The organism is Hydrogenophaga sp. (genome assembly GCF_028698005.1).
Taxonomy (GTDB): domain Bacteria; phylum Pseudomonadota; class Gammaproteobacteria; order Burkholderiales; family Burkholderiaceae_C; genus Hydrogenophaga.
Window position 1 is genome coordinate 1 of the sequence record NZ_JAQVEJ010000168.1, and the last position, 6,148, is coordinate 6,148.

The window sequence follows — 6,148 nt, forward strand, 5'->3', positions numbered from 1 at the left end:
TGAACTTGTACCAATATTATCGAAATGTTATCGCGTCCACCCTGCTCGTTGGCGGACTCGACCAGCGCCCGGCCCTTGTCGGCCAGCGCGCTGGGGCGCGCGAGCACGGCCGCGATCTGCTCGTCCCTGAGCATGTCGTTCAGGCCGTCGGAGCACAGCAGGTACAGGTCGCCCACTTCAAGCCGGAATTCGTTGACCTCCAGCAGCACCGTGTCCTCCACCCCCAGCGCCCGCGTCACCAGGTTGCGGTGCACGGCGTATTGCGCCAGCTCGGGGGTGATGAGGCCGGCATCGATCTGCTCCTGCAGCAGCGAATGGTCGCGCGTGAGCAGTTGCAGCTCGCGCCCGCGCAGCCGGTAGCAGCGCGAATCGCCGACGTGGCCGATGAAGGCGTGCCCGGGCTGGAACAGGCCCAGCACCAGGGTCGTGCCCATGCCGGCGTAGTCCGCGTTGCGGCGGGCCGCCTCGAAGATGTGCCGGTTGGCGTTGTCGGCGCAGATTTCCATCTCGTGCTTGACCTCGCGCGCACTGGCATGCTGCCCGGCCCCGACCAGCCAGTCGGCAAGCTCGGCGCGGATGTGGTTGATGGCCATGGCGCTGGCGACTTCGCCGGCGTTGTACCCGCCCATGCCGTCGGCCAGCACCGCAATGTGGTGCTGGTCATCGACAACGACCGCATCCTCGTTGTTTCCGCGGATGAGCCCCGGATCGGTCAGGCTGAAGTACTCGAATTTCATGTGCTGGTCGGTTATATCCCGTCTATCGGCGCTCCGTTGTTATCAAAAGCGGGCAAATGTCACACTTTCGACGAATTCCGTGGATGGTGGGCGACACAAAAAAAAGGCAACGCCGGGCGGGCGTTGCCTTTTTGCGATCTGCCGGAGGCCGGCGGCGTCGGTGGACGCCACGAGATCAGAGCAGCGACTTGAGCAGCTTGCCCATCTCGGAGGGGTTGCGCGTGACCTTGAAACCGCACTCTTCCATGATGGCCAGCTTGGCATCGGCCGTGTCGGCACCGCCGGAGATCAGTGCACCGGCATGGCCCATGCGCTTGCCGGGAGGCGCCGTGACGCCAGCGATGAAGCCGACCACGGGCTTCTTCATGTTGGCCTTGCACCACAGGGCGGCTTCCGCCTCGTCGGGACCGCCGATTTCGCCGATCATGATGACGGCATCGGTGTCGGGGTCGTCGTTGAAGGCCTTCATCACGTCGATGTGCTTGAGGCCGTTGATGGGGTCACCACCGATACCGACGGCCGACGACTGGCCGATGCCCAGCTCGGTGAGCTGTGCCACGGCTTCGTAGGTCAGCGTGCCCGAGCGCGAGACGACGCCCACGCGGCCCTTCTTGTGGATGTGGCCGGGCATGATGCCGATCTTGATCTCGTCGGGCGTGATCAGGCCGGGGCAGTTGGGGCCGAGCAGCAGGGTCTTCTTGCCGCCGGCGGCTTCCTTGGCCTTCATCTTGTTGCGCACTTCGAGCATGTCACGGATGGGGATGCCCTCGGTGATGCAGATGGCCAGGTCCAGGTCGGCTTCGACGGCTTCCCAGATGGCGGCAGCGGCACCGGCCGGCGGCACGTAGATCACCGAGACGGTGGCGCCGGTTTGCTGGGCGGCTTCCTTGACGGAGCCGAAGATGGGGATGTCGAAGATCCGCTCGCCCGCCTTCTTGGGGTTCACGCCGGCGACGAAGCAGTTCTTGCCGTTGGCGTATTCCTGGCACTTCTCGGTGTGGAACTGGCCGGTCTTGCCAGTGATGCCCTGGGTGATGACCTTGGTGTCTTTGTTGATGTAGATGGACATGTTCGTTCTCCGGCTCAGGCTTTGACGGCAGCGGCCACCTTCTGGGCGGCTTCGGCCATGGTGTCGGCGCTGATGATGGGCAGACCCGATTCGGCCAGCATCTTCTTGCCCAGCTCTTCGTTCGTGCCCTTCATGCGCACGACCAGCGGCACGTTCAGGTTCACGGCCTTGCAGGCGGTGATGACGCCGGTGGCGATGGTGTCGCAGCGCATGATGCCGCCGAAGATGTTGACCAGGATGGCCTTGACCTTCGGGTTCTTGAGCATGATCTTGAAGGCCTCGGTGACCTTCTCGGGGGTGGCACCGCCGCCCACGTCCAGGAAGTTGGCCGGCTCGGCGCCGAACAGCTTGATGGTGTCCATGGTGGCCATGGCCAGGCCGGCGCCGTTGACCAGGCAGCCGATGTTGCCGTCCAGGGAGATGTAGGCCAGGTCGAACTTGGAGGCTTCGATTTCGGCCGGGTCTTCCTCGTCCAGGTCGCGCAGGGCCACGATCTCGGGGTGGCGGAACAGCGCGTTGGCGTCGAAGTTGAACTTGGCGTCCAGGGCGATGATGTTGCCCTTGGAGTCACGGTTCAGGGGGTTGATCTCGACCAGCGAGGCGTCGGTCTCCATGTAGCAGCGGTACAGCTTGCTGCAGACGTCGACGAACTGGGCCACGGAGTCGGCCGGCATGCCCACACCCTTGGCGAGCTCTTCACCCTGGGCCTGCGTGAAACCGACCAGCGGATCGACGAAGACCTTGACGATCTTCTCGGGCGTGCTGTGGGCGACTTCCTCGATGTCCATGCCGCCTTCGCTGGAGGCAATGAAGGCGACCTTCTGCGTGCCGCGGTCGGTCACGACGGACAGGTAGTATTCCTTCTGGATGTCGGCACCGTCCTCGATGTACAGGCGGCGCACCTTCTGACCTTCCGGACCGGTCTGGTGCGTGACCAGCTGCATGCCCAGGATGTCGGTGGCGCGGGCCTTGACCTCGTCAACCGACTTGGCCACCTTCACGCCACCGCCCTTGCCACGGCCACCGGCGTGGATCTGGGCCTTGACCACCCACACGGGGCCACCGAGTTTCTGCGCCGCCTCAACGGCTTCCTGCACGGTGAACGCGGGAATGCCGCGCGGCACCGGCACACCAAACTGACGCAAGATTTCCTTGCCTTGGTACTCGTGTATCTTCATGAGGTCTCTCTCGGACTGGGGGTTTGTGTTCCCGGCTGTACAGCGGGCAGCCGGCATGCAGGCACTGGACACAGCAGCCGCCAAATGTATCATGGTGCGATGCACCAACCCCGCGGGCGGCCCGTGTGCGCCCGATCGCGCGGGACCGAACTGCACCGACAAGGTGCGTCAGCAAAAGGATTTTCTCCCATGGCGAAGGTTTTCATCGACGGTGAGGCAGGCACCACCGGCCTGCAGATCCGCGAGCGTCTGCAACGCATGCCTGCTATTGAAATACTGAGCATCGACCCTGCGCGCCGCAAGGACCCCGAGGCCAAGCGCGCGCTGATGAGCGAAGCCGATGTGGTGCTGTTGTGTCTGCACGACGATGCCGCCGTCGAGTCGGTGGCCATGGCCGATGGACTGACGGGCCACCGCCCACGCATCATCGATGCCAGCACGGCGCACCGCTGTGCCGAAGGCTGGGTCTATGGTTTCCCCGAGCTGTGCGCGGGCCAGATGGCGGCCGTCCAGGGCGCCGAGCGCGTGGCCAATCCGGGTTGCTACGCCACCGGCGCCATTGCCTTGCTGCGTCCGCTGGTGGACGCCGGCCTGCTGCCAGCCGACTTTCCGGTGGCGCTGCCATCGGTGAGTGGCTACTCGGGCGGCGGGCGCACCATGATCGAAGCCTACGAACAGGGCGCAGCGCCGCCGTTCGAGGCCTATGCGCTGGGCCTGAGCCACAAGCACCTGCCGGAAATCATGCGCTACGCCGGCATGACGCGCCGCCCGATCTTCACGCCGGCGGTGGGCAATTTCCGCCAGGGCATGCTGGTGCAGTTGCCGCTGCATCTGGACCTGCTGCCGGGCCAGCCCCGGGCCGCCGACCTGCACGATGCGCTGGCCAGCCACTACGCCCGCACCAACACGCCCGACCAATGGGTCAGCGTGTTGCCGCCCACCGAAGACCACAAGCTGGCGGCCGACACCCTGGCCGACACCAACAAGCTGGAGCTGCGCGTGTTCGCCAACGAACAGCACCGCCATGCCGTGCTGGTGGCACGCCTGGACAACCTGGGCAAGGGCGCCAGCGGCGCGGCGGTGCAGAACCTGCGGCTGATGCTGGGGCTCTGATCCGACCCTAGTCGTCGTCGCCGCCGACCACGCGGCGGATCACCTCGCCGCTGAAACCGCGCGCGGCGAGAAAGCGCATTTGCTTGACCCGGCCCGCCGGATCGGGCGCCGGTGCGCCGAACCTGCGCCGCCAGACCTCGCGGGCACGCTCGACCTCGGTGACACGCAGGGCCTGCACAGCCTGCGCCACGGCCTCGGCACTGATCCCTTTGGCCTGCAGTTCCTGCCGCACGCGCGCCGCACCCAGACGGGCTGCACGCCGGTGCAGCACCGATTCGACCACGCGGGCCTCGCTGATGAAACCGCGGGTCTGCAGCTCGTCAAGCACCCGCGCCAGCTCGCCAGGGGTTTCCTCGTGCGGCGCGAGCTTTCGTTCAAGTTCGGCGCGGGAATGCTCGCGGGCCGCGAGCAGTTTGAGTGCGCGGCCCTTCAGCGAGAGCTTGGTGAAGCCCATTGGGCACGGTCGCCGGCTTACTCGACGCCGCCCGCGTCCTCAGCGGCCGAGGTCTTGCCCTTGCGGCCCTTGGCTGGCGCGGCCTCGCCGGCATCGGCGCCGTCCGCGGGCAGCAGCGGCACACCCAGGGACTCGCGCACCTTGTTCTCGATTTCCAGGCGCAGGCCGGGGTTCTCGCGCAGGAACTCGCGCGCGTTGTCGCGGCCCTGGCCGATCTTCTCGCCGTTGTAGGCGTACCAGGCGCCCGACTTGTCAATGATGCGCGCGGTCACCCCCATGTCGAGGATCTCGCCTTCGCGACTGATGCCCTCGCCGAACAGGATGTCGAACTCGGCGGTCTTGAACGGCGGGCTGACCTTGTTCTTGACGACCTTGACCTTGGTCTCGTTGCCGATGACCTCGTCGCCCTTCTTGATGCTGCCGGTGCGGCGGATATCGAGGCGCACCGAGGCGTAGAACTTGAGCGCGTTGCCGCCGGTGGTGGTTTCGGGGCTGCCGAACATGACACCGATCTTCATGCGGATCTGGTTGATGAAGATGACGGTGCAGTTGGTCTTCTTGATGGTGGCGGTGAGCTTGCGCAGCGCCTGGCTCATCAGGCGCGCCTGCAGGCCGGGCAACTGGTCACCCATCTCGCCCTCGATTTCGGCGCGGGGGGTGAGCGCGGCCACCGAGTCCACCACGACCAGATCGACCGCACCGGAGCGCACGAGGCTGTCAACGATCTCCAGCGCCTGTTCGCCGGTGTCGGGCTGGCTGATAAGCAGGTCGGTGAGCTGGACGCCGAGCTTTTGCGCGTACTGCACGTCCAGGGCGTGCTCGGCATCGACGAAGGCGCACTGGCCGCCGAGCTTCTGCATCTCGGCGATGACCTGCAGCGTCAGCGTGGTCTTGCCCGAGGACTCGGGGCCGTAGATCTCGATCACGCGGCCGCGCGGCAGGCCGCCGACGCCCAGGGCGACGTCCAGGCCGAGCGAACCGGTGGAGACGACCTGGATGTCCTCGACGGCCTCGCCCTCGCCCAGCCGCATGATGGTGCCCTTGCCGAACTGCTTTTCGATCTGGGCCAGCGCGGCCTGCAGGGCCTTGGCCTTTTCGCTGTTGAGGGCAGGGTTGCTGGCTTTGACGGCGGTGTCCATGGAATGCTCCTGTGCGTGAAAGTGGGTGCTCGCATAGCCATGTGTTTGTGCATACAGGCTGGATGCTTGAACAGGAGTTTATCGGCAAATACCTCGCCATCAACCCTATTTTTGTTCAGTTTGCCTTACTATATAGGAACATCCCCCTGCGCCGCTGGCGCGGCTTCTCCCCTCTCTGGCGCCTTCGGCGCGCGGAGGGGAGACCGCACCGACGGACCGGCAAAGCCGGATCCGTGGTGCGCCTGCTCCCAAAATCCTTGCCCAAATGACATCCCTGGATGCTTCCCTCGACGACCGCTGGCGCCTCGGCCACCTGGGGCGGCTGATGGGCGAGGCGCTGCGACGCTTCGACGAGCGGGTGCTGCATCTGATGGCGCACGACCCGCAGGTGCCGCTGGCGCTGTCGAACCTGGCGGCACGCCGGCAGGTGGGCGCGGCGCACATCCACATCACGCGCC

At 65.9% G+C, this 6,148-nt stretch carries 6 protein-coding genes and 1 pseudogene; 2 read left to right on the forward strand and 5 right to left on the reverse strand.

Going from position 1 to position 6,148, the window contains the following annotated elements:
• The 3 genes from PHQ87_RS13635 to sucC all read right to left on the reverse strand — a co-directional run.
• Positions 1-737 (reverse strand): Stp1/IreP family PP2C-type Ser/Thr phosphatase (locus tag PHQ87_RS13635; protein ID WP_300235399.1); only part of this gene is annotated, 737 nt, incomplete at its 3' end.
• Positions 738-912: 175 nt separating this feature from the next.
• Positions 913-1,806 (reverse strand): succinate--CoA ligase subunit alpha, encoded by an 894-nt coding sequence (gene sucD, locus PHQ87_RS13640; protein WP_300235402.1) that lies wholly within the window; start codon positions 1,804-1,806, stop codon positions 913-915.
• Positions 1,807-1,820: 14 nt separating this feature from the next.
• A complete protein-coding gene (sucC, locus tag PHQ87_RS13645; protein WP_300235405.1) occupies positions 1,821-2,984 on the reverse strand; it encodes an ADP-forming succinate--CoA ligase subunit beta in 1,164 nt (387 codons plus the stop codon).
• 189 nt (positions 2,985-3,173) lie between these two features.
• On the opposite strand from sucC, the gene argC reads away from it, so the two are divergent.
• Positions 3,174-4,097 (forward strand): N-acetyl-gamma-glutamyl-phosphate reductase, encoded by a 924-nt coding sequence (argC, locus tag PHQ87_RS13650; RefSeq protein ID WP_300235407.1) that lies wholly within the window; start codon positions 3,174-3,176, stop codon positions 4,095-4,097.
• A 7-nt stretch (positions 4,098-4,104) separates the two neighbouring features.
• On the opposite strand, the gene recX is transcribed toward argC, so the two are convergent.
• The gene (gene recX, locus PHQ87_RS13655; protein WP_300235410.1) at positions 4,105-4,551 is read right to left on the reverse strand and encodes a recombination regulator RecX; all 447 of its coding nucleotides are present in this window, start codon (positions 4,549-4,551) and stop codon (positions 4,105-4,107) included.
• A gap of 17 nt (positions 4,552-4,568) precedes the next feature.
• Complete coding sequence (gene recA / locus PHQ87_RS13660) at positions 4,569-5,690, reverse strand: recombinase RecA (RefSeq protein ID WP_300235413.1); 1,122 nt, start codon at positions 5,688-5,690, stop codon at positions 4,569-4,571.
• A 265-nt stretch (positions 5,691-5,955) separates the two neighbouring features.
• Between recA and PHQ87_RS13665 the strand changes: the two are divergent.
• Positions 5,956-6,148 (forward strand): annotated as a pseudogene (locus PHQ87_RS13665) (MarR family transcriptional regulator); the annotation flags it as partial.

What these genes read in the sequence shown, in the direction of transcription:
- sucC (WP_300235405.1), bottom strand. Translation starts at nt 2,984, where the DNA reads ATGAAGATACACGAGTACCAAGGCAAGGAAATCTTGCGTCAGTTTGGT.
- sucD (WP_300235402.1), bottom strand. Translation starts at nt 1,806, where the DNA reads ATGTCCATCTACATCAACAAAGACACCAAGGTCATCACCCAGGGCATC.
- argC (WP_300235407.1), top strand. Translation starts at nt 3,174, where the DNA reads ATGGCGAAGGTTTTCATCGACGGTGAGGCAGGCACCACCGGCCTGCAG.
- recX (WP_300235410.1), bottom strand. Translation starts at nt 4,551, where the DNA reads ATGGGCTTCACCAAGCTCTCGCTGAAGGGCCGCGCACTCAAACTGCTC.
- recA (WP_300235413.1), bottom strand. Translation starts at nt 5,690, where the DNA reads ATGGACACCGCCGTCAAAGCCAGCAACCCTGCCCTCAACAGCGAAAAG.